The following is a 21006-nucleotide window of genomic DNA, read 5'->3' as shown; positions in this document are numbered from 1 at the left end:
TGCCTCAGTTATCTGCCCCGGTTGCCCGCCCCGCGACCGCCTCACTCGTGCGCGATCGCCGCCAGTACGTTCATGCGCGAGGCGCGCAGCGCCGGCAGCAGTGCCGCCACGATGCCCACCACCGCCGAGCCGACGACGACCGCGACGATCGTCGTCCAGGGGATGGCCAGCGCGTTCATGCCCTGCAACGCCAGCACCCGTTGGGTGCACACGCCCCACACCAGCCCCAGTGCGAGCCCGAGGACCGCGCCGAACACCGCGATCACCACCGACTCCAGCCGTATCATCCGCCGCAGTTGACGCCGGGCGAGCCCGATGGCGCGCAGCAGCCCGATCTCCCGGGTGCGCTCCACGACCGACAGGGCAAGGGTGTTGACGACCCCCAGCACCGCGATGACGATCGCGAGCCCGAGCAGCGCGTACACCAGGTAGAGCAGGACGGCGATCTGGTCGTGGACCAGGTCCTTGTAGTCGGCGAGATCGCGCACCTGGACCTGCGGATACGGGTCGAGGGCCTGCTCCAGCGCCGCGCGCAGGGCGTCCGGGCTCGTGCCGGACGCGGTGTTCACGTACAGCACGGAGTCCTGACCGCCGGGCGCGAACCGCTCCAGCGTGGAAAGGCCGAAGTAGATCCCGCCCTGCGTGCCGAACCCGTCCGCCGAGTCCTGGTCGGTGAGGGCGCCCACGGTCAGCTCGGTGCGGCGCCCGCCCTGGAACTCGACGGGGATCGTGCCGCCGACCCTCACGTCGTGGTCGCGGGCGAAGTCCAGGTCCATGGCCAGCCGCCCGGACGTCAGCGCCGCCGCTGTGTCTCCCTGCGCGTAGGCGATGTGCGCGACCTCGTCCAGCCGCGGGTCGTACCCCGCCGCCGTCGTCTCGACCCGGTCGCCGTCCGGCAGCCGTACGGCGACGGGCGCGAACCTCGACCGTACGACGGTCCCGGCGCCCTCGGTCCCGCGGACCGCGTCCGTGATCTCCTGCGGGAACGGCATGAAGTTGGCGTTCTGCACGACGAAGTCGGCGCCCAGCGTCTTGTCGATCTGCTCGTCGAACGACTTGGACATGGACGCGCTCGCCACCGACATCCCGCCGACCAGGGCGAGTCCGACCATGAGCGCGGCCGCGGTGGCGCCGGTGCGGCGGGGGTTGCGCAGGGCGTTGCGCTGGCTCATCCGCCCGATCGAGCCGAAGAGGGCGGGGAAGGCGCCGCCCAGCACCCGGATCACCGGCCGCACCAGCAGCGGGCCCGCGATCACGGTCGCGAGGAGGGTCAGTACGACCCCGAGGCCCAGCAGCGAGGCCGCCGACGCCGTTCGCGAGGCCACCGTGCATCCGGCGAGCGCGGCCACGCCCGCCGCCCCGACCAGGCCGCCCACGATCGCCCGTACCTTGAGCGGCCGTCCGATCCCGGCGATCTCGGCGTCCGCGAGGGCCGCCATCGGGGAGACGCCCGCCGCCCGCCTGGCCGGGAGATAGGCCGCGACGAAGGTGACGCCCACGCCGACGACGTACGCCGCGACGGGCGTACCCCAACCGACCACCATCTCACCGGTGTTGATGTTCATGCCGATGGCGTTCATCAGCGCGATGAGCCCGACCGCGAGGCCGATGCCGGTGCCGAGCCCGACCGTGGAGGCGACCAGGCCGAGCAGGGTCGCCTCGGTGAGCACCGAACGGCGGACCTGGCGGCGGTCGGCGCCGAGAGCGCGCAACAGGCCCAGTTCGCGGGTGCGTTGGGCGATCAGCATCGAGAAGGTGTTGACGATCAGGAAGACCCCGACCAGGACGGCGATGCCCGCGAAACCGAGCATGACGTACTTGATCACGTCGAGGAATCCGCCGAGTTGATCGACGTCCGACTTCGCCTGCTCGTCGGCGGTCCGGTACTCGTAGGTGCCCGTGCCGAGCGCGGCGGCCACCCGCTCCTTGAGCTGGTCGTTGCTGACGCCCTCGGCGGCGTCGACGGAGATGCTGGTGGCGGCCCGCGGGGAGCCGAGCAGCTTGGTCTGTGCCGTCGGCGGGTCGAGGAACAGCAGGGTGGCGCCGGGGTTGGTGGTGGTGAAGGTGACGATGCCGACGATCCGCACCTTGAACGAACCCGGCCCGGCGATCACCGTGAGCGGGTCGCCGATCCGCAGGTCCTTGCGGTCGGCGGTCTCCGAGTCGAGCAGGGCCTCGTTCGCGCCGTGCGGGGCGTGGCCGGAGGTGAGCTTCACGGGACTGCGCGAGGTGGGGTTCCAGTCGGTGCCGATGGTGGGGGCGCCGGTGGTCGGGCCCACGGACTCGTTCTCGGAGTCGGCGACGGTGATGCCGTCGTCCTCGGCGTCGAAGCGCGCGGCGGCGACCCCGTCGACCCGGGCCACCCGGTCCGCGAGCGCGGCCGGCAGGGTGGCCGTCGTACCGGAGGGGATGGCCTCGCTCAGGTCCTCCTTGGGGCTGACGGTGAGGTCGGGCGCGGTGGAGGCGAAGAGCCGGTCGAAGGTGCGGCTGAGGGTGTCGGAGAAGATCAGGCTGCCCGAGACGAAGGCGACGGACAGGACCACGGCCAGCGCGGAGAGCAGCAGCCGCCCCTTGTGGGCGAGGAAACTGCGGAGCGTCGCCTTCAGCACGGGGTCATCCTTCGTCGGGACCGGCGTCGAACTGGCCGCGGATCACGTCGAATCGCTTCATCCGCTCCAGCACCGCCTCCGCCGTGGGCCGCTCCATCTCGTCCACGATCCGCCCGTCCCCGAGGAAGAGCACCAGGTCGGAGTGGGCGGCGGCGCCCGGGTCGTGGGTGACCATGACGACGGTCTGCCCGAGCTGGTCGACGGCCTCGCGCAGAAAGCCGAGCACTTCGAGGCCCGCGCGCGAGTCGAGGTTGCCGGTCGGTTCGTCGGCGAAGATCAGCTCGGGGCGGGAGGCCAGCGCACGCGCACAGGCGACCCGCTGCTGCTGACCGCCGGACAGCTGGGAGGGCCGGTGCTTGAGCCGGTCCCGCAGCCCCAGTGTGTCGATGACCTGGTCCAGCCACTTCTCGTCGGGCTTCTTGCCCGCGATGTCCATGGGCAGGGTGATGTTCTCGGCCGCGTTCAGCGTCGGAATCAGGTTGAACGACTGGAACATGAAGCCGATCCGGTCCCTGCGCAGCCGCGTCAGCTCGCGCTCCTTCAGCCCTGTGATCTCGGTGTCGCCGAGCCACACCTGCCCCGCCGAGACCGAGTCGAGCCCGGCCAGACAGTGCATCATCGTGGACTTCCCCGAGCCGGACGGCCCCATGATCGCGGTGAAGCGGCCGCGGGCGATGGCCACGTCCACCGAGTCCAGGGCGAGCACGGCCGTCTCGCCCGAGCCGTACGCCTTGGTCAGACCGCGGGCGCGGGCCGCGATCCGGTCGGCCGAAGCGGTGCCTGGGGCGTCCTCCGCAGCAGTTGCCATGAGGCCGAGGGTAATGTGATCCGGCCCACACTCGATATCCCTCTTGCGGTCGAGGCGGTCTCCACCCCAGGTTGGGCCCCTGATGCTCGTGTAAGGGGCACCTGACGGCCCCCACCCCGGCGGGGCCGGGCCCGAAACCCCCTCTTGCTGGTGCTAGCACTTCCGCGCTAGCTTCGAGGTATGGCGAAGACCCAGTTGAACGTGCGGGTGGACGAGGGCACCGCCCGTGCCGCCCGTGAACGTGCCCTCGCCCGAGGCGTCAGCGTCAACCGCTACATCGAGGAACTGGTCATGAAAGACACCGGAGAGGCCGGCCAGGCCTTCGTCGAGGCCGCGGCCGACTTCATGAAGCAGTACGAATCCGTCTTCACGGAGGAGTTCGGCAAGGAGAGCAAGGAACACGAGGGTCGTTGAGCGATCTGCACATCGATCTCGCCTGGCTCCTCATGCTCGCCGAGCAGAAGACCCCGGGCGATCCCCAGGTAACCGACTGGGGCGCCCTCGTCGCCGCCGTGGCACGGCACGAGGCCGAGATATTCGACATCCCCGTCTACGACGGCCCGCACCTGCGCGCCGCCGCACTGCTGCAACTCCTCATCCACGTCCCGGCGTTGGAGCGCACCAACGCGCTCTTCGCCTGCGCCGTCGGCTACGCCTACCTCGTCGCGAGCGGCCTCAGGGTTGTCACCTCGCCCGAACTCGTCCGCGACCTCGCCAAGGTGGCGAAGAAAGGCGACGCCTCGGTGCACGACATCGCGCGCGAGCTGAAGAAGTGGACGCTGTGATCAGCGGTCGTCGAGCGGCGGCCGCCAGGCGGTGCCCAGGACACAGAAGGACGTAGGCAGCGTCGGCCCCTTCTCCGGCATCAACACCCGCCGGTAGGGGCCGAGTTCGAGCCCGGCGTCCCGCAGCGCGGCGACCGGGTCCCGGCCCAGATGGCAGCCGCCGTTCAGCGGGGGCCACACCGTGCGGTCCAGGGCGCGCTGGGTGAACCGCATCGCCGGGCCGCCGCCGCTGCCGTGCTCGAAGAACCGCACGACCCCGCCGGGCCGCAGCACCCGGCGCGCCTCGCCGAGCGCCCGCGGCACATCGCGCACACTGCACAGCACCAGCGAGATCACCACGGCGTCGAAGGCCTCGCTCTTGACCGGCAGCGCCTCGGCGGCCCCCGGCGCCACGTCGACCGGCACCTCGGACCGCAGGGCGGACTCCACCGCCAACTGCCGCAGCCCGCGCTCCGGTTCGATGGCCACGACCTCGGAGACCGTGCCCGGATAGTGAGAGAAGTTCAGACCGTTGCCCGCGCCGATCTCGATCACCCGCCCGGACAGCCCGGCGAGCAGCCGCTCGCGCACCCCGGCCATGCCCATCCGGGTCTCGGCGGCGACACTGACCCGGGCGTAGTACCGGGCGAACAGCGGATGGTGGACGGGGTCCCGGGACACCTTGCCGGAACCGGCGGACCGCAGCGCCATGGCAGCCTCCCTCACAGGACGTGCCTCACTGCGATTGTCCCCCGAGGGACCCCGTCGCACCCCCGCTGCCGCCTACTGCACGAAGTCGCGCACCTGCTCGTAGACGCCGTAGTCGTTGTTCATGTCGGTGTGCGAGATGCACCCGACCTCGACATTGGTCGCACCGCTCAGGATCGCCGTGGTGTCCGGGGTCAGCGCGTCGTCGCAGTTGGACCAGTAGCTGGCGTACGCCACGCTGCCGGGGGTCTCGTCGCCGGAGTTGAGGGCCGTGAGGAATGAGCTGCCGGTGTACATCTCCGCGCACGAGGTGTACAGCCAGGAGCACCAAGAGGCGGTGGTCGTACCGTGGTTGACGCCCGCGGCCGAGACGAAGTCGTCCACGTACGACGTCCCGCCGAGGTTCTTCAGGTAGTAGCGGGCGCTCAGCGCACCCATCGAGTGGGTGACCAGGTCGACCTTCGAGGCGCCGGTCGCCTTGAGGACCCGCTGGACCTCGGTGGCCAGCTGCTGGGCGGTGGTCACGTTCGACTGGGACCAGCTGTACGACCAGGCGTCCAGCTCGGACGCGCTGTAGCCGTCCGCCTTGAAGTCGGCGATCCAGTCGTCCCAGCTGCTCGAATCGCTGCTCAGGCCGTGCACGAACACGATCGGGTTGTGGGTCGCCGCGTGAGCGGGGACCGCGGCGAAGGAGAGTGACAGAAGGAGAGAAGTGACCACGGCCGAGGCGGCCGCGGCGATGCGACGCCCGAAGCGCTGCATGATGCCTCCTGAAACGGGTGGGGTTGCCAGGAGTGTCAGCGCGGGTCTACGCGCGCCGCATCGGCGAAATCGCCGGTCTTTACGGGTCAATTAACTCGCCAGTAACGTGAGTGGTGTGGTGACTCCGGTGAACCCTCCGCATCAGACCCGCACTTCGCCACCGAGGCGCGTGATCTCGGCGCTTCCCGAGGGCGTCAGGGTGCGGCTGCTGCATTCCGTTTACGGCGATCCGCGCGCCGCCGCCGAACTCGTGACGCTGCTGACGGACCGCCAGTCGGCCGGTCTGGACCCGCTCCCCACCGAGCCCGTCGACCTAGCCCCCGGACTGCTGCGCGCGCTACGCGCGGAGATCCGGGCCCTGCCCGACGACACCCGCCTGCTCCTGCTGCTCGCGGCGGCCGACCAGTACCCGGTCGCCACCCACGCCTTCCACCGCGCCGTCACCGCCGCCCGCCTCGACACCCGCCCGCTGGAGACCGCCGAGTCGGCCGGCGTGGCGCACTCGGGGGCCGGAGGGGTCGTCTTCCGGGACGCCTGGACGAGGATCGCCGCCTACGAGTCCGGCTCCCCGGCCGACCGCCGTGACGTCCACCGGCTGCTGGCCCGCGTGCTGCACGGCGAGGGCGAGACCGCGCGTCGCTCCTGGCATCGCGGCGCGGGCGCGCTCGGGCCCAGCGGACGGCTCTCCGCGGAGCTGCGCGGCTCCGCGGACAAGGCCCGCCGCACCGGCCAACTCGCCCTGGCCCGGGGGCTGCTGGAGCGTGCCGCGGCGCTCTGTCCGGATCCGCCCGAGCGGTCCCGGCTGGTGACACGTGCCGCCTCCGACGCCTGGCAGGCGGGCGACGGCGACCGGGCCCGCCGCCTAGCGGCCGACGGCGCCGCCGACGACGCCCTCGCGGGCCTGTTCGCCCTGCGCGCGGGCAACGCCACCGAGTCCTTCGACGCGCTCCTGGGCGCGGCGGCACAACGCGCGAGACCCACGAGAGGGAACGATTCTCCAGAGGTGGACGAGACACCTGGTGACCATGAGGTGTCCTTCGACCCGGCGTCCCATCTCCTCGCCCGAGCCACCGAGGCCGCGATCTACACCGGCGACCTGCGCCGCTGCCGCGAGGCCGCCCGGGTCGCCGGACGACTCGGCATCACCGCGCCCGGCACGCTCGGCGGACTCGCTGCCGCCTTCGAGGGGCGGTACGAGGACGCGCGCGACCTCCTCCAGGCGGCGGCCGGACGCTGCGGCCCCGGCGGCGACCCCAGCCTCCTCGTGCACGCGGGCATCGCCGCCCTGATGCTCGGCGACCACACCCGCGCCGCCACCGCGACCCTCCGGGCCGTCGCCTCCGCGCACGCCCGGGGCACCACCGCCCTCGTGCCGCAGGCCATGGAGTTCCGCGCCTACGCCGACTTCTGGACCGGTCGCCCCCGGGCGGGCCAGACCGCCGCGACGGATGCCCTGCACCAGGCGTACGCCACCGGCCAGGACAACGGGGCCTGCCATCTCCAGGCCGCCCTCGCCATGTTCGCCGCGATCACGGGCGACGCCGACGTCTGGCGTGAACGCGCCGCCGCCGCACGCTCGTACGCCCTCGCCCGGGGTCTCGGTCTGCCCGCCGCGCTCGCCCAGTGGGCGCTGGCCTTCCTCGACCTCACCCACGGCCGCTTCGCGGGCGCGGCGGCCCGGCTGCGGGCCCTCGCCGGGTTCGGCCCCGGCCACGGCCACCGGGCGATACGGCACCTGGCCACCCCGCACTACGTCGAGGCGGCCGTCCGCACCGACGACACCCGGATCGCGCGCGGCGCCCACGCCGACTACCACCGCTGGGCCACCGTCGTCCGCAGCCCCGACGACCTGGCCCTCAGCGCCCGCTGCCGCGCCCTGCTGGCGCCCGGTGAGGAGGCCGTCGAGCACTACCGCACGGCCCTCGACCTGCACGCGCACGGCACCCGGGACTTCGAACGCGCCCGCACCGAGCTGCTGTTCGGCAGCGCCCTGCGCCGGCTGCGGCACCGCACGGAGGCCCGCGACCGTCTCCACAGCGCCCTGGAGGCCTTCGAGCACTTCGGTGCCCCGCACTGCGCGGGCCAGGCCCGGGCCGAACTCCGCGCCCTCGGCGCCCCGGCGGCACCGACCCACGCCGTGGAGCCCACCGCGCGCCTCACCGCACAGCAACTGCTGGTCGCCCGCATGGTCGCCGAGGGCGCCACCAACCGGGAGATCGCGGCCCGGCTGGCCCTCAGCCCACGCACCATCGACCATCATCTGCGGGGCGTCTTCACCCGGTTGGGCATCCGCTCCCGCATCGAACTGGTGCGGCTCATCGCGGAGAGCGAGACTCCCTAGCGACTTCTCACCGCCTTGTACAAGGCGGTGCTCAGGGCGCCTCGCGCACCCCGAACGCCTCCGCGTCCCATGTCCCGTCCAGCCTCGGTGCCAGCCAACTCGGCGCCGAGGCACGGAAGTCGGCCGGAGCGAGCCGTCCGGCTCCGGCAGGCAGCGCACCGAGCAGCGGGGCCCCGGACACCTCCGGGAGATCCGCGACATTGCAACGCGAGGCGAGATCGGGGGAGTCGGGCCAGCTCCCGATCACCACACCCGCCAACTCCAGCCCGCGCCGCCGGAGTTCACGGGCCGTCAGTTCCGTGGTGTTCAGCGTGCCCAGGCCCGCCGACGCCACCACCAGGACCGGCGCCCGCAGCAGCTCAGCCGCGTCGGCCAGTGTCCCGCCCTCCTCGTCGAAACGCACGAGCAGCCCGCCCGCCCCCTCCACCAGCACCAGATCGTGCTCGGTGGCCAGCTTGGCGGCGGCCTCGGCGATCTCGGGCGGGTGCACCGGCTCGCGAGCGGCCCGCCGAGCGGCCGTCGCCGGGGCCAACGGGTCGGGATAGCGGGCGAGTTCGGCCGTCGTCACGGCACCCGCGAGCCGGGCCACCTCGTCGGCGTCCCCCGACTCGTCCGGCCGTACACCGGTCTGCGCGGCCTTCAGTACGGCGACCGTCCGTCCGGCCGCGAGCGCCGCGGCGGCGACGGCGGCCGTGGTGACCGTCTTGCCGACCTCCGTGCCCGTCCCCGTGATCACCAGTACCGGCATGTCATCCCTCCCGAGCGGCGGCGCACACCGCACGCGTGATCCGCGCCAGATCCTCGTCGTCCGTGACGTACGGCGGCATGGTGTAGACGAGGTCGCGGAACGGCCGCAGCCACACACCCTCGCGTACGGCGGCGTCCGTCGCGGCCTTCATGTCGACCTCGTGGTCCAGCTGGACGACCCCGATGGCACCGAGAACCCGTACGTCCTGCACACCCGGGAGCCCGGAAGCCTCCGCCAGCCCCTCCCGCGCCCCGGCCTCGATCCGCTTGACCTCCGCCCGCCAGTCCTGCCCGAGCAGCAGCCCGATCGAGGCGCAGGCCACTGAAGCGGCCAGCGGGTTGCCCATGAACGTCGGGCCGTGGGCCAGCACCGGGACCTCGCCCCGCGAGATGCCGTCGGCCACCCGGGGCGTGCACAGGGTCGCCGCCATCGTCATGTAGCCGCCGGTCAGCGCCTTGCCCACGCACATCACATCCGGCGACACCGCCGCGTGCTCCGCCGCGAACAGCGCGCCCGTACGGCCGAAACCGGTCGCGATCTCGTCGAACACCAGCAGCACGTCGTGCGCGTCGCACGCCTCGCGCAGCACCCGCAGATACGCGGGGGAGTGGAACCGCATCCCGCCCGCGCCCTGCACCACCGGCTCCACGATCACCGCGGCCAGCTCGTCCGCGTGCCGTGCGATGGCCGCGCGCAGTTGATCGGCGTACGACTCCTCGTACTCCGCCGGGGGCGCGTCCACGAACACCTGGCGGGGCAGGACCCCGGACCACAGCTCGTGCATCCCACCCTCGGGGTCGCACACCGACATGGGCTGCCACGTGTCGCCGTGGTAGCCGCCGCGCCAGGTCAGCAGGCGCTGCTTGCCGGTGCGGCCCAGCGAGCGCCAGTACTGGAGGCACATCTTCACGGCGACCTCGACCGACACCGACCCCGAGTCGGCCAGGAAGACATGCTCCAGGCCCTCGGGAGACATGTCGACAAGGAGCTTCGCCAGCCGTACGGCGGGCTCGTGGGTGAGGCCGCCGAACATCACATGGCTCATCCGGCCGAGCTGCTCGCGGGCGGCCTCGTTCAGCACCGGGTGGTTGTAGCCGTGGATCGCCGACCACCAGGACGACATGCCGTCCACGAGTTCACCGACGGAGGTCCGCAGCCGCACCCCGCTCGCCGACTCCACGACGAGCGGGTCCACCCGGCCGGGCATCGGACCGTACGGATGCCACACGTGCCGCCGGTCGAGCGCCAGCAGCTCCGGCACGGGCAGGCCGGGCAGGTCAGGCATTGGGCGCGAGATCCGTTCCGGCACCCCGACGGCGTACGGCGACGAGATCGGTCCGCGCCTCGTTGGCGGGCGTGGCCGGGACCGTCGTACCCGCGTCGGCGGGGGTGGCCGAAACCGCCGTACCGCAGACGCCACCGCCCGCGTGCGAGCCGCACCCGGCACTCTCGTGGGACCCGCACCCGGCACTCTCGTGCGATCCGCAGCCGCCCCCGGCCGCGGTCGCCCGGTGCTCCGGCAGGGTCACCTGGTCCGCGCCCTCCACCTCGAACCCGGCGTCCGCGATCATCTCCAGGTCCGCCTTGCCGGCCTGGCCCTCCGTGGTGAGGTAGTCGCCGAGGAAGATCGAGTTGGCGAGGTGCAGGGCCAGGGGCTGCATGGTGCGCAGATGGACCTCGCGGCCGCCCGCGATGCGGACCTCGACGTCCGGGCAGACGAACCGGACCATGGCCAGGATGCGCAGACAGCGCTGCGGAGTGAGGTTCCACTCCTTGGCCAGCGGGGTGCCCTCGACCGGGATCAGGAAGTTGACCGGAACCGAGTCGGGGTCCAGCTCGCGCAGCGAGTAGACGACGTCGACCAGGTCCTCGTCGCTCTCGCCCATGCCGGCGATCAGCCCCGAGCAGGCGGAGAGACCGGCCGCGTGCGCCTTCTGCACTGTGTCGACCCGGTCGGCGTAGGTGTGCGTGGTCGTGATGTCGCCGTAGGTCGACTCGGACGTGTTGAGGTTGTGGTTGTAGGCGTCGGCGCCCGCCTCGCGCAGTCGCTCGGCCTGGCCGTCGGAGAGCAGACCGAGACAGGCGCACACCTCGACGCCTTCGTTCTGGTCCTTGATCGCCTTGATGGTGCCCGCGACCCGGTCCACGTCACGGTCGGTCGGGCCGCGCCCGGACGCCACCAGGCAGACGCGTTTGGCGCCACCCGCCAAACCGGCGGCAGCCGCCTTGGACGCCTCGTCCGGCTTCAGCCAGGTGTACTTGAGGATGCCGGTCGTGGAGCCGAGCCGCTGGGAGCAGTAGGAGCAGTCCTCGGGGCAGAGCCCGGACTTCAGGTTGACGAGATAGTTCAGTTTCACCCGCCGCCCGAACCACTGGCGGCGCACCTTCCCGGCCGCGGCCACCACATCGAGCAGGTCGTCGTCGGACGTGGCCAGGACGGCCAGCGCCTCCTCGCGGGTCGGCAGCTCGCGCCGAAGCCCCTTGTCCACCAGCGTGTTCAGCAGGTCCATGAGAGCCGATCCTGTCTTACGGACCCGCTTCCGGCCAAGGTAGGGATCGAACAACTCACCCGCTTCGACGTGTGGGTATCGCCACACCGTGGGCAGCGTTTGCTGCCGCTAGGGTCTGTTCGTTGTCTACAAAAGCCCCGGAGGACCCATGGCGTTCGGCTGGATCGACGAACAGGCGGAGGCGCGCCGCCGGGCCGGACTCGTGCGGACGCTGCGGCCCCGCCCGGCCGACTCCCCGCTGCTGGATCTCGCGAGCAACGACTACCTGGGGCTGGCCCGCCATCCCGAGGTCGTGGCGGGTGCCGCCGAGGCAGCACGGAACTGGGGCGCCGGAGCGACCGGGTCCCGGCTGGTCACGGGCACCACCGAGCTGCACACCGAACTCGAGCGCGAACTGGCCGGCTTCTGCGGCTTCGAGGCCGCGCTGGTCTTCTCCTCCGGCTACGCGGCCAACCTCGCCGCCGTCACCGCGCTCGCGCCGCACGGCTCGCTGATCGTCTCCGACGCGGGCAACCACGCCTCGCTCATCGACGGCTGCCGGCTGGCCCGCGGCACCACCCAGGTGGTCGCGCACGCCGACCCCGATGCCGTGCGCAAGGCGCTGGGCACGCACGAAGGACCCGCCGTCGCCGTGTCCGACACCGTCTTCTCGGTCGACGGCGACGCGGCACCCCTGGCCGGCCTCGCCGAGGCATGCCGGGAGCACGGCGCGGGCCTGGTCGTCGACGACGCCCACGGCCTGGGCGTGCTCGGCGCCGGCGGCCGCGGGGCCCCGCAGGCGGCGGGACTCGCGGGCGCCGACGACGTGGTCGTCACGGTCACGCTGTCCAAGTCGCTCGGCAGCCAGGGCGGCGCCGTGCTCGGCCCCGCTCGGGTGATCGAGCACCTGGTCAACGCGGCGCGGACGTTCATCTTCGACACCGGACTGGCCCCCGCGGCGGCCGGAGCCGCCCTCGCGGCACTGCGGCTGCTCGGCCGTGAGCCCGAGCGGGCCACGCGTGCGCGTGAGGTGGCGACCGGACTGCACGCACGCCTGACCGCCGCGGGTCTGGAAGCGGTACGTCCGGATGCCGCGGTGGTCTCGGTGCGCGCGCCCTCCCCGGAGGAGGCCGTTCAGTGGGCGGCCGACTGCCGTGCGGCCGGGCTCTTCGTGGGCTGTTTCCGGCCCCCTTCGGTGCCCGACGGGATCTCACGGCTCAGGCTGACCGCCCGCGCGGACCTCTCCGAGGAGCAGATCGAACGCGCTGTGCGCGTGATCGGCGGGACACGACCATGAGTCGGCGTGACACGGCCGTGCGCCGTACGGACTGAAGCGGTCAGAAGCCGGCGGTGAAGCCCGCCCAGCTCTCGGGGGAGAAGAGCAGCGCGGGTCCGTCCGGGTCCTTGGAGTCGCGTACGGCGAGCAGCCCGGCCCATGGCCCGGCCGACGGCCTCCCCGTCTCGACGCAGTTGTTCGCTCCCGTGCTGTAGCTGCTGCGCAGCCAGCGCACTTCGGGCAGTTCCGTGCTGGTGGTCACGTTCCGAGGCAGTGCAGACATGGTGCCTCCTTACGCGCCGTCACCCATCCCGGCGATGTAATCCAACGAGTCCTCGGGCGAAAGGGCGCGGATCTTAAGGGTGTTGAAGGCCTCCGTGTAGGCCTGGAGGTCTTCTTTCCGTTCGAGGTAGAGGCTACTCGTCAAGTGGTCTAGAACAACCACGTCCAGATCAGAAGTGCGCGAAAATGAGAAGATTACGAAAGGGCCGGTGACCCCCACATGCGCCCCGGCTGCGAACGGCAGTACCTGGAGACACACTTGGGGCAGCCGCGCCGCCTCCAGAAGTCTCCGCAGCTGCCGGGCCATCACCTCGGGACCGCCCACCTCCCGCCGCAGCACCGCCTCGTCCAGGACGGCGCTCAGCTCCAGCGGCGGCCGCGCGCGCAGCACGTCCTGCCGGGCCAGCCGCACCTCCACGAGGGCGTCCAGACGTTCGTCGTCGAGGCCGTCCACCGCGGCCCGGGTCACCGCGCGGGCGTACTCGGGCGTCTGGAGCAGCCCGGGCACGACCGAGGTCTCCAGCGTGCGCATCGCACTCGCCTGGGACTCCAGGCTGATGAAGTCCCGGTACGTCGGCGGCAGCACCCCCCGGTAGGCGTGCCACCAGTGGTGCCCGCCGCCGGTCTCGTCGGAGCCGGCCAGTACCAGCAGCAGCTCCCGCAGATTGGAGTCCCCGACACCGTAGGCGTCCAGGAGTAACCGCACATCGGCCGGTTTCACCCCGCTGGCGCCGGTCTCGATGCGGCTCACCTTCGACTGGTGCCAGCCCACCAACCGGGCCGCCTCACCACTCGTGAACCCCGCGGTCGTGCGCAGCGCGCGCAGTTCGGCGCCCAGTTTCCGGCGGCGCACCGCGGGACCGTGCTGCATGGGGCCACTCCTTACTCCTTACGAGGTGCCCAAATACGGTCTCGCGTCGCAGAGTTCACCGCTTTGAGCGACAGATATATGCATATCTTGGTGGATCGGCACCCGTCACCGCCTCGGTAATGGCACTCTGGCGACGAAGCACCAGTCCGGGACCGTACTCGAATCATCCGCACCGTGTCGGACTCCGGTCCCGTGGGAAAGGGACGACGTCGCCATGGCAGACCACCTGGAAGCATCCGTCACTCTGCCGAGCGAACCCGCCTCGGTCTCCGCGGCCCGCACCTATGTCCTGAGCACCCTGGCGGAGTGGGGGCTGCCTTCTACCACGGACGCCGCCGAGACCGTCCGGCTCATCGTCTCCGAACTCGCCACCAACGCCGTACAGCACACCTTCGGGCAGTCACCCACCTTCACGGTGGACATCGAGCTGGACCGTGACGAACAACTGCGCATCGGCGTCACCGACAGCCACCCCCGCTTCCCCAAGCGGCTCCCGGCCGCGGTCCAGCAGGACAACGGGCGGGGCATGGTGATCATCCGCTGGCTCGCGGCCGAATGCGGCGGCAAGCTCAGAGTCCGGCCCACCCGGGAGGGCGGCAAGACCGTCTCCATCGAACTCCCGTGGACGGTACCGGCACAGCCGGTCACCGCGGCGGGGCAGCAGGAGCCCTGACCGGCACCGGGCGCGGCCTGCACGGCTCGCGCTCCAGCGGCGCGGCCGACCGCCTGGGCCCGGGTCGGGTGTCCTCCGGGGACCCGAGGGGGTGAGGGCAGGTCAGGGCGGCCTCACCCCCTCGGGGGCGTCACTTGACCCGGCCGTACCAGACGCTCTTCGTCCAGATCTTCTGCAGCCTCACCACGTCCCCGGTCTTCGGGGCGTGCCAGATCTTTCCCTTCCCGGCGTAGATGCCGACGTGGTAGACGTTCGAGCCCGAGTGGAAGAACACCAGGTCACCGGCCTTGCGGCTGCCGGCGCCGATGTGGCGGGTCTTGTTGTACTGCTGGGCCGCCGTGCGCGGGAGCTTCTTGCCCGCCTTCTTGAACGAGTACAGCGTGAGCCCTGAGCAGTCGAAGCGGCCCGGCCCCGTGGCGCCGTACTTGTACGGCGAGCCCTTCTTGGAGGCGGCCACCTTGAGTGCCTTCGTCGCCGGCGTCGCGGCCGCGGCGTCGGCTGCGACACCCGGGATCACGACGGAGCCGCCCACTGCGGCGAGCGTCAATGCCGAAGCCGTACCGGCTCGGACCATCAGCGACGGGACACGATTGAGCGCAGACATGCGCAACCCTTCGTCAGCCGCCTGTGAAGGATGACCTGTCGGATTCGGGCTGACAAAGTTGCCCGGCCGCTGACGCGGCTTCACCCCAAGGGCTGCTCGGCCCGGTCATGGCGTGACCGTCCCGGCGACCCGTCGTGCCTGGGTCCTCCACTCCTGCCGATCCACTCCTGTCGACCGGTCATCCGGGCGGCGGCAGGACTCGGCGTCCGCCCGGATCGCCCCGCCGCTGCGGCGGGGGCTTGTCGTCAGACAGGGATCTTGACGCAAGGAAGTCCGAAAATCCCAACGGAACCGGGACTTTGTGGGGTTACTCACCACTCACTCGTTCGGCTGAACGATCGGGTGTTCGGGGGAGTGTCGAGGGGTTCCGGACCCTCGGACCAGCACAGGAACTACTCATTCCGCTCCTCGGCTCCGCGCGTTGCGCGACCTTGACGGTCGTGAAAAAGGAGCCGCTTCTCCACCAAATGGGGGTACACCGTCTGGTCCGTTTCAACTCGTTTCCGGACGCCCCGTCAACTGTCGGGAACCGGCGGCACGGTGACCCGGGCGGCGCGCCGCTCCCCGTCGAGCACCCGCAGGGCACGCGCCAGGGTCTCGGAGTGCAGCTCGCGCTCGCCCCGGCCGTGCATCAGCGCCAGCGCGTCACGCAGCTCGGCCGCCCTGCTCACCAGCGCCTGGGCCGCGCGCAGTCCGCCGTAGGTGTCCTCGTGCCGGGCCGGGTTGATCCGGCCCAGCAGGTCGACCACGTCGAGATAACGGTCGATCAGCTCGCCCTCGGCGCGCGTGAGCGCGGGCAGCGGGGGAAGGTCCGGCAGCATCTACGGCTCACCTCGCGCCCGGCGCGCCGAGCGTGGACCTGCGGCTCGGCACGATCGCGTCCACGAGGCCGTAGTCCAGCGCTCCCCGCGCGTCCAGGATCATGTCCCGCTCGATGTCCGCGCTCACCTGCTCGGGGCTGCGCCCGGTGTGCCGTACGAGCAACTCCTCCAGGCGGGCCCGTACCTGGATCAACTCCTCGGCCTGGATGGCGAGATCACTGGCCTGTCCCTGCACCGGCTCGGTCAGTGCGGGCTGGTGGACGACCACCCGGGCGCCCGGCAGCACGGAGCGCTTGCCCGGAGTGCCCGCCGCCAGCAGCACCGCCGCGGCGGAACCGGCCTGCCCCAGACACGTCGTCTCCACGTCACAACTGACGTACCGCATCGTGTCGTAGATCGCCGACATCGCGCTGAACGAGCCGCCGGGGGAGTTGATGTACAGCGCGATGTCCCGGTCCGGGTCCTGGTACTCGAGGTACATGAACTGCGCCATCACGTCGTTCGCCGAGATGTCGTCGACCGGCGTCCCGAGGAAGACGATCCGCTCCTCCAGCAGCTTCGAGTACGGATCCATCGTCCTGCTGCCGGAACTCGTGCGCTCGGTGAACTCGGGCAGGACGTAGCGGGCGGACGGTCGGGTCATGGCGTACCCCTCCTCGCGGCTGGCTGTCTGTAAAAAATGTACAGGATGTACGTGACGTTATGATGGGGGTATGGCCTACGAGATTCCGGTGACGCAAGCCAGGGCTGAGCTCGCCGACCTGATCAACCGGGTGGTGTACGGCGGTGAGCGCGTCGTCGTCACGCGGCACGGAAAGCCGCTGGTCGCCCTGGTCTCCGCCGCCGACCTCGAACGGCTGGAGGAGCTCCGGGAACCCGTCGAGGACCAGGTGATCAGCGCGGTCTCGACCGTGCGGGAGGCAGCGTCCGCTCCTCGCGAACAGCAGCGGTTCGGCATCGCGGCGCATCACCGGGGGTCCGGGGCGTCGTAGCAGGCCGGGCGTCGTGGAAACACGTGAACCCCGGCCGCCGGGGCCGGGGTTCAGCGGGATGCGGGTCGGTCAGCCGACGGGGGAGAGCTCGCGTTCCGCGGCGGCGGGCGCGGTGCTCCCCGCCCGCCCCTTGAGCGCGTTGCCGAGCACGACGGCGCCCAGGCCGAGCGCCGCCCACCAGATGAGGGTCAGCAGCGGGCCGGTCGCCGCCGCGCCGTCGAAGAACGACACCGAGCGCAGCAGGGTCGCGCTAGCGCCCGGCGGCAGCCACTGGCCGATCGCGCCGACCGGGTGGGGCAGCAACTGCGGGGCGGTGGCGGCTCCGGAGAACGGGTTGCCGAGGAACATCACCAGGAACGCGACGCCGCCGATCCCCGCGGGGCCGACCAGGGCGGCGAGTCCCGCCACGGCCGCGCTCACCGCGAGAGAGGACAGCGCGAGCGTGCCGGCCTCCGCCCACCAGTCTCCGGTGAGGGCGCCGAGCCAGCTGTGGGCCAGCGCGGTCGCGATGACACCCACCAGCCCGGCGGTGACGACCAGCGCGGTCACGGCACGGAACCCGCGCAGCCCGAGCAGGGTCACCACCGCGCCCGCGATGATCCCGGCCAGGGCCAGCGGCAGTACGGACGAACTCAGGGCCGCGCCCCGGGGATCGGACGCGGGCGCGGCGACGACGTCCACGACCTTCACCTGTGCGCCGCCCGCGGCGGCCTGCTGGGCCACCGCCTGCTGGAGGAGCTGGGCCACGACCGGGCTCGCGGCCGACGCGGTGAGCAGCTCGGGTCCCTGGGCGGTGACGACGACCGCGCCGTATACGGTCCGGTCCTCGATCGCGTCCCGGGCGGCGGCCTCGTCGGCGTAGCGGTGGATCTCGAAGGCGCCCCCGTGCTGCTGGAGTTGACGCTCCACCTGTGCGGTCGCGGTGGCCGGTCCGGCCACGCCGAGGGGGAGGTCGCGGGGCGCGGTGCGGGCGGCGGGCCAGGCGAAGGCCCACAGCGCCAGGGCGGCGAGCAGTGGCACGAGGACGACGACCGCGAGCGTGCGGCGGGTGGACATGAGATCTCCAAAAAGAAGGATCGTTCGTTTTAAGTTCCTCCTCACGGTCCCGCCGATGCCGCGCCTTGTCAAGAAGGAATGTTCGTTTTACTTTGTGGTCATGGCCCGCGTATCTCAGGAACACCTCGACGCCCGCCGCCGCCAGATCCTCGACGGCGCCGCGATCTGCTTTGCCCGGGGCGGCTTCCACGCCACGTCCATGCAGGACGTACTGAAGGAGGTCGACCTCTCCGCCGGGGCGGTGTACCGCTACTTCAGCGGCAAGGAGGAGCTCATCGCCGCGATCGTCGGGGAGGTGCTCGGCCAGGTCCGCGACGGATTCGAGGAGGCGGCCCGCAGCACCCCGCCCCCGACGCCGGACCTCCTCGTCGCGTCGGTGCTCAAACGGGTCCTCGCCAGCAAGGAGTCCCTGACGGTGGACGGGCGGCCCGCGTTTCCCGGGCTGGTCGTCCAGGTGTGGGCGGAGACGATCCGCAACAAGGAGCTCTCGGCCGTGCTCCAGGAGGGCTACGGCACGGTGCGCGCGGCCTGGACCCGGATCGTCCGGGACTACCAGGACGCCGGAATGATGCGCGCGGACGTCCCCCCGGAGCACGTGGCCCGCACGATGATGGCCGCCGCGATGGGTTTCCTCGCGCAGCAGGCCCTGTTCGGGCCCACGTCCGCCGACGACCTGGCACACGGACTACGGGCGTTGATGAGCATGCGCGACGGCGCCGACACGAACTGATCGATCACAGCTCGGTTAACTTGCCTGAAACGGGATCCAACTAGCCTGCGGATCCACGCCACCAGGGACTTTGCCCGGCGGCCGCGGCAACCGGGCCCCGTACGGTCCGGAGCGAGGACTGTGAGGTGCGACGTGCAACTGACCCCGCACGAGCAAGAGAGGCTGCTCATCCATGTGGCGGCCGACGTGGCCGAGAAGCGCCGGGCCCGCGGGCTCAGGCTCAACCACCCCGAGGCGGTCGCCCTCATCACCTCGCACATCCTCGAGGGCGCGCGTGACGGCCGTACCGTCGCCGAGCTCATGGCCTCCGGGCGCAAGCTGCTCACCCGCGACGACGTCATGGACGGCATCCCCGAGATGATCCACGACGTCCAGGTCGAGGCGACCTTCCCGGACGGCACCAAGCTCGTCACCGTCCACGACCCGATCGTCTGAGGGGGCCGCCGATGATTCCCGGAGAGATCCTCTTCGCCGACGGGCCGATTGCCTACAACGAGGGCCGCGAGGTCACCCGGCTCACCGTCCTCAACGCCGCCGACCGGCCCGTCCAGGTCGGCTCCCACTACCACTTCGCCGAGGCCAACCCCGGCCTGGACTTCGACCGCGCTGCCGCGCACGGCAAGCGGCTGAACGTCGCCGCCGGCACCGCCGTGCGCTTCGAGCCCGGCATCCCGGTCGACGTCGAACTCGTCCCGCTCACCGGCGCCCGCGTGGTCCCGGGGCTGCGCGGGGAGACCGGAGGTGCCCTCGATGCCTGAGATCTCACGTGCCGCGTACGCCGACCTGTTCGGCCCGACCACCGGCGACCGCATCCGGCTCGCCGACACCGACCTGCTGATCGAGATCGAGGAGGACCGTTCCGGCGGCCCCGGACTCGCCGGTGACGAGGCCGTGTTCGGCGGCGGCAAGGTCATCCGGGAGTCGATGGGCCAGTCGCGGGCCACCCGCGCGGAAGGCACCCCGGACACCGTCGTCACCGGCGCGGTCGTCGTGGACCACTGGGGCATCGTCAAGGCCGACATCGGCATCCGCGACGGGCGGATCACCGCGATCGGCAAGGCGGGCAACCCCGACACCATGGACGGGGTCCACCCGGACCTGGTGATCGGACCCGAGACCGAGATCATCGCGGGCAACGGGCGGATCCTGACCGCAGGCGCGGTCGACGCGCACGTCCACTTCATCTGCCCGCAGATCGCCGACGAGGCGCTGTCGGCGGGCGTCACCACCCTGGTCGTCGGCGGCACCGGCCCCGCCGAGGGCTCCAAGGCCACCACCGTCACCCCGGGCCCCTGGCACCTCGCCCGGATGCTGGAGGCGATGGAGCAGTACCCGCTCAACATCGGCTTCCTCGGCAAGGGCAACACCGTCTCGCACGAGGCGATGCTGTCCCAGATCCGCGGCGGCGCGCTCGGCCTGAAGCTGCACGAGGACTGGGGCTCCACGCCCGCCGTCATCGATGCCTCGCTGACCGTCGCCGACCGGACCGGCATCCAGGTCGCCATCCACACGGACACCCTCAACGAGGCCGGTTTCGTGGGCGACACGCTCGCCGCGATCGCCGGGCGGGGCATCCACGCCTACCACACAGAGGGCGCGGGCGGCGGGCACGCGCCGGACATCATGACCGTGGTCTCGCAGTCCAACGTGCTGCCCAGCTCGACCAACCCGACGCGGCCGTTCACCGTCAACACCGCCGAGGAACACCTCGACATGCTGATGGTGTGCCACCACCTCAACGCGGCGGTGCCGGAGGACCTCGCCTTCGCCGAGTCCCGCATCCGCCCGACCACCATCGGCGCCGAGGACATCCTGCACGACCTGGGCGCGATCTCGATCATCTCCTCCGACGCCCAGGCGATGGGCCGGGTCGGTGAGGTCGTCATGCGGACCTGGCAGACCGCGCACGTCATGAAGCGGCGCCGGGGTGCCCTGCCGGGCGACGGCCGCGCGGACAACCACCGGGTACGGCGCTATGTCGCCAAGTACACGATCAACCCCGCCGTCGCCCAGGGCCTCTCCCACGAGATCGGCTCCGTCGAGACCGGCAAGCTCGCCGACCTCGTGCTGTGGGAACCGGCGTTCTTCGGGGTCAAGCCACATCTCGTCATCAAGGGCGGGCAGATCGCCTACGCGCAGATGGGCGACGCCAACGCGTCCATCCCGACGCCCCAGCCGATCCTGCCCCGGCCGATGTACGGGGCGATCGGACGGGCCCCGGCCTCCAACTCCGTCAACTTCGTGGCTCCGCTCGCCATCGAGGACGGGCTGCCCGAACGCCTGCAACTGGGCAAGGCGTTCGTGGCGATCGAGTCGACCCGCGGCGTGACCAAGGCCGACATGCGGGAGAACGACGCCCGGCCCGACGTCAGGGTCGACCCCGACAGCTTCGCCGTGCACATCGACGGAGAGCTGGTGGAGGCCACGCCCGCGGCCGAACTGCCCATGGCCCAGCGTTACTTCCTCTTCTGA

23 protein-coding genes and 1 riboswitch are annotated in these 21006 nt (G+C 71.6%); of the genes, 10 read left to right on the top strand and 13 right to left on the bottom strand.

All coding sequences use genetic code 11. The features are described 5' to 3' along the window. Positions 1-41 precede the first annotated feature (41 nt). Together G3I78_RS18995 and G3I78_RS18990 are read right to left on the bottom strand one after the other, a co-directional pair. Positions 42-2609, bottom strand: coding sequence for an FtsX-like permease family protein (locus tag G3I78_RS18995; RefSeq protein ID WP_164425974.1), 2568 nt, complete (start codon positions 2607-2609; stop codon positions 42-44). A gap of 4 nt (positions 2610-2613) precedes the next feature. Next, positions 2614-3417, bottom strand: coding sequence for an ABC transporter ATP-binding protein (locus G3I78_RS18990; protein WP_164425973.1), 804 nt, complete (start codon positions 3415-3417; stop codon positions 2614-2616). A gap of 180 nt (positions 3418-3597) precedes the next feature. Between G3I78_RS18990 and G3I78_RS18985 the strand changes: the two genes are divergently transcribed. Together G3I78_RS18985 and G3I78_RS18980 are read left to right on the top strand one after the other, a co-directional pair. Next, positions 3598-3831: an antitoxin gene (locus G3I78_RS18985; RefSeq protein WP_164425971.1), complete on the top strand. Its 234-nt coding sequence runs from the start codon at positions 3598-3600 to the stop codon at positions 3829-3831. Then, positions 3828-4202, top strand: a complete 375-nt coding sequence (locus G3I78_RS18980) for a fic family toxin-antitoxin system, toxin component (RefSeq protein ID WP_164425969.1) — start codon at positions 3828-3830, stop codon at positions 4200-4202. Before G3I78_RS18985 ends, G3I78_RS18980 begins: the two co-directional genes overlap by 4 nt. Here G3I78_RS18980 and G3I78_RS18975 read toward each other — a convergent pair whose 3' ends face one another. Both G3I78_RS18975 and G3I78_RS18970 read right to left on the bottom strand, forming a co-directional pair. Next, positions 4203-4892 (bottom strand): class I SAM-dependent methyltransferase, encoded by a 690-nt coding sequence (locus tag G3I78_RS18975; RefSeq protein ID WP_164425967.1) that lies wholly within the window; start codon positions 4890-4892, stop codon positions 4203-4205. 72 nt (positions 4893-4964) lie between these two features. After that, entirely contained in the window at positions 4965-5651 is a 687-nt protein-coding gene (locus G3I78_RS18970) for an alpha/beta fold hydrolase (protein WP_164425965.1), read from the bottom strand. A 169-nt stretch (positions 5652-5820) separates the two neighbouring features. Here G3I78_RS18970 and G3I78_RS18965 point away from each other — a divergent pair, with 169 nt between their 5' ends. Beyond that, a complete protein-coding gene (locus tag G3I78_RS18965; protein WP_164425963.1) occupies positions 5821-7992 on the top strand; it encodes a LuxR family transcriptional regulator in 2172 nt (723 codons plus the stop codon). Between the two features lie 31 nt (positions 7993-8023). On the opposite strand, the gene bioD is transcribed toward G3I78_RS18965, so the two are convergent. The 3 genes from bioD to bioB are packed head-to-tail and all read right to left on the bottom strand — an operon-like array spanning position 8024 to position 11250. Beyond that, positions 8024-8740 carry a dethiobiotin synthase gene (bioD, locus tag G3I78_RS18960; protein ID WP_164425961.1) on the bottom strand — a complete coding sequence of 239 codons (717 nt, stop codon included), beginning with the start codon at positions 8738-8740 and terminating at the stop codon, positions 8024-8026. A 1-nt stretch (position 8741) separates the two neighbouring features. Continuing rightward, positions 8742-10025, bottom strand: coding sequence for an adenosylmethionine--8-amino-7-oxononanoate transaminase (locus tag G3I78_RS18955; RefSeq protein ID WP_203615137.1), 1284 nt, complete (start codon positions 10023-10025; stop codon positions 8742-8744). After that, positions 10018-11250, bottom strand: a complete 1233-nt coding sequence (gene bioB, locus G3I78_RS18950; RefSeq protein WP_164425959.1) for a biotin synthase BioB — start codon at positions 11248-11250, stop codon at positions 10018-10020. Before bioB ends, G3I78_RS18955 begins: the two co-directional genes overlap by 8 nt. Before the next feature lie 148 nt (positions 11251-11398). Here bioB and G3I78_RS18945 point away from each other — a divergent pair, with 148 nt between their 5' ends. Further along, positions 11399-12526 carry an 8-amino-7-oxononanoate synthase gene (locus G3I78_RS18945; protein ID WP_164425957.1) on the top strand — a complete coding sequence of 376 codons (1128 nt, stop codon included), beginning with the start codon at positions 11399-11401 and terminating at the stop codon, positions 12524-12526. Positions 12527-12566: 40 nt separating this feature from the next. On the opposite strand, the gene G3I78_RS18940 is transcribed toward G3I78_RS18945, so the two are convergent. Together G3I78_RS18940 and G3I78_RS18935 are read right to left on the bottom strand one after the other, a co-directional pair. Next, positions 12567-12788, bottom strand: coding sequence for a DUF397 domain-containing protein (locus G3I78_RS18940; protein WP_164425955.1), 222 nt, complete (start codon positions 12786-12788; stop codon positions 12567-12569). A gap of 9 nt (positions 12789-12797) precedes the next feature. Continuing rightward, positions 12798-13658 (bottom strand): helix-turn-helix transcriptional regulator, encoded by an 861-nt coding sequence (locus tag G3I78_RS18935; protein ID WP_164425953.1) that lies wholly within the window; start codon positions 13656-13658, stop codon positions 12798-12800. Positions 13659-13872: 214 nt separating this feature from the next. Between G3I78_RS18935 and G3I78_RS18930 the strand changes: the two genes are divergently transcribed. Further along, entirely contained in the window at positions 13873-14331 is a 459-nt protein-coding gene (locus G3I78_RS18930) for an ATP-binding protein (RefSeq protein WP_164425951.1), read from the top strand. Positions 14332-14461: 130 nt separating this feature from the next. On the opposite strand, the gene G3I78_RS18925 is transcribed toward G3I78_RS18930, so the two are convergent. The 3 genes from G3I78_RS18925 to G3I78_RS18915 all read right to left on the bottom strand — a co-directional run bounded on the left by G3I78_RS18925 (position 14462) and on the right by G3I78_RS18915 (position 16399). Then, positions 14462-14935, bottom strand: a complete 474-nt coding sequence (locus G3I78_RS18925; protein WP_164425949.1) for a C40 family peptidase — start codon at positions 14933-14935, stop codon at positions 14462-14464. Between the two features lie 3 nt (positions 14936-14938). Then, positions 14939-15150: riboswitch (cyclic di-AMP (ydaO/yuaA leader) on the bottom strand. 300 nt (positions 15151-15450) lie between these two features. Further along, a complete protein-coding gene (locus G3I78_RS18920; protein WP_164425947.1) occupies positions 15451-15756 on the bottom strand; it encodes a hypothetical protein in 306 nt (101 codons plus the stop codon). Between the two features lie 7 nt (positions 15757-15763). Then, the gene (locus tag G3I78_RS18915; RefSeq protein ID WP_164425945.1) at positions 15764-16399 is read right to left on the bottom strand and encodes an ATP-dependent Clp protease proteolytic subunit; all 636 of its coding nucleotides are present in this window, start codon (positions 16397-16399) and stop codon (positions 15764-15766) included. Positions 16400-16469: 70 nt separating this feature from the next. Here G3I78_RS18915 and G3I78_RS18910 point away from each other — a divergent pair, with 70 nt between their 5' ends. Beyond that, positions 16470-16748: a type II toxin-antitoxin system Phd/YefM family antitoxin gene (locus G3I78_RS18910; RefSeq protein ID WP_164425943.1), complete on the top strand. Its 279-nt coding sequence runs from the start codon at positions 16470-16472 to the stop codon at positions 16746-16748. A 69-nt stretch (positions 16749-16817) separates the two neighbouring features. On the opposite strand, the gene G3I78_RS18905 is transcribed toward G3I78_RS18910, so the two are convergent. Then, a complete protein-coding gene (locus tag G3I78_RS18905; RefSeq protein WP_164425941.1) occupies positions 16818-17804 on the bottom strand; it encodes an ABC transporter permease in 987 nt (328 codons plus the stop codon). Positions 17805-17904: 100 nt separating this feature from the next. On the opposite strand from G3I78_RS18905, the gene G3I78_RS18900 reads away from it, so the two are divergent. The 4 genes from G3I78_RS18900 (at position 17905) to G3I78_RS18885 (ending at position 21006) form a co-directional block, all read left to right on the top strand. Continuing rightward, a complete protein-coding gene (locus G3I78_RS18900; protein WP_164425938.1) occupies positions 17905-18534 on the top strand; it encodes a TetR/AcrR family transcriptional regulator in 630 nt (209 codons plus the stop codon). Positions 18535-18666: 132 nt separating this feature from the next. Beyond that, positions 18667-18969: an urease subunit gamma gene (locus tag G3I78_RS18895; RefSeq protein WP_164425936.1), complete on the top strand. Its 303-nt coding sequence runs from the start codon at positions 18667-18669 to the stop codon at positions 18967-18969. An 11-nt stretch (positions 18970-18980) separates the two neighbouring features. Further along, positions 18981-19292, top strand: a complete 312-nt coding sequence (locus G3I78_RS18890) for an urease subunit beta (RefSeq protein WP_164425934.1) — start codon at positions 18981-18983, stop codon at positions 19290-19292. After that, complete coding sequence (locus G3I78_RS18885) at positions 19285-21006, top strand: urease subunit alpha (RefSeq protein ID WP_164425932.1); 1722 nt, start codon at positions 19285-19287, stop codon at positions 21004-21006. The genes G3I78_RS18890 and G3I78_RS18885 overlap by 8 nt, the downstream gene beginning before the upstream one ends.

Origin of the sequence: Streptomyces sp. SID13726, from assembly GCF_010548375.1 — a bacterium.
In the GTDB taxonomy this organism is placed as follows: Bacteria; Actinomycetota; Actinomycetes; order Streptomycetales; family Streptomycetaceae; genus Streptomyces.
Note: the sequence above shows the minus strand (reverse complement) of the source record. Positions and strands in the feature narration are given on the sequence as shown.